Consider the following 1025-nt stretch of genomic DNA (forward strand, 5'->3'; position numbering starts at 1 on the left):
GCGGACGCCACCGCCGTACGGCTGCTGGACATGCGGCAGGCCGGACGCAACCCCGGCCGGATCATCCCCGGCGTGCTGCGCGCCTTCGCCGACGCCCAGGGGGCCGGCCGCCGCGTGCGGATCATCGGCGAGCCGGTCTGGGCCGGCCGCACGCCCACCGAGTACCCGGCCTGTGTGCAGCACGAGGCGCTGATCAACGCGGCGTTCGAGGGCCGCGAGGTCACCATCCTGTGCCCGTACGACGAGGTGCGGCTGGACGAGCGCGTCCTCGCCGACGCGCACGCCACCCACCCCGTCGTCATCCCCTCCGGCGCCACCGCAGGGCGGGACAGCGCCGCCTACGCCCCCGACCACGTCCTCGGCCGGTACAACGAGCCGCTGTCGCCCGCGCCGGACGCGCTGTCCTTCGCCTTCACCGCGCAGACGCTCTCGCGGGCGCGGCACGTGGCCACCGCCGAGGGCGCCCGGCTGGGTCTGGTGGACACCCGCCTGGAGGACCTGGCGCTGGTCACGGCCGAGCTGACCACCAACAGCGTGGTGCACGGCGGCGGTTCGGGAGAGCTGCGGGTGTGGGCGGAGAACGGCGAGGTGGTGTGCGAGGTGCGGGACCGTGGCCGCATCGCGGACCCGCTGGCCGGACGCCGGCCCGCCGCCCGCGACCAGCGCGGCGGCCGCGGTCTGCTGCTGGTCAACCTCGTCGCCGACCTGGTGCGCGTGCACACCGGTGAGAAGGGCACCACGGTCCGCTGCTGGTTCGCTCCCTGAACCGCCCAAGTGGCTCGACGCCCGGGCGGGTTCGCGTACGGTCCCATGCGGCCATGCGGCCATGCGGCCATGCGGCCATGCGGCCATGCGGCCATGCGGCCATGCGGCCATGCGGCCATGCGGCCATGCGGCCTCGCGGCCATGCGGCCTCGCGGCCATGCGGCCTCGCGGCCTCGCGGCCATGCGGCCATGCGGCCTCGCGGGCTACGCGCCCAGCGGGTCCAGTACCAGCGGTTCGATCCTGCCCTCCAGCATCGCGC

At 75.7% G+C, this 1025-nt stretch carries 1 protein-coding gene; it reads left to right on the forward strand.

Annotated elements, in window-relative coordinates:
- Window positions 1–765: anti-sigma factor RsbA family regulatory protein (locus IE249_RS00650; protein WP_229857141.1), on the forward strand; the 765-nt coding region annotated here is incomplete at its 5' end.
- Window positions 766–1025 lie beyond the last annotated feature (260 nt).

This window comes from Streptomyces anandii JCM 4720, from assembly GCF_014650655.1.
Lineage (GTDB): Bacteria > Actinomycetota > Actinomycetes > Streptomycetales > Streptomycetaceae > Streptomyces > Streptomyces anandii.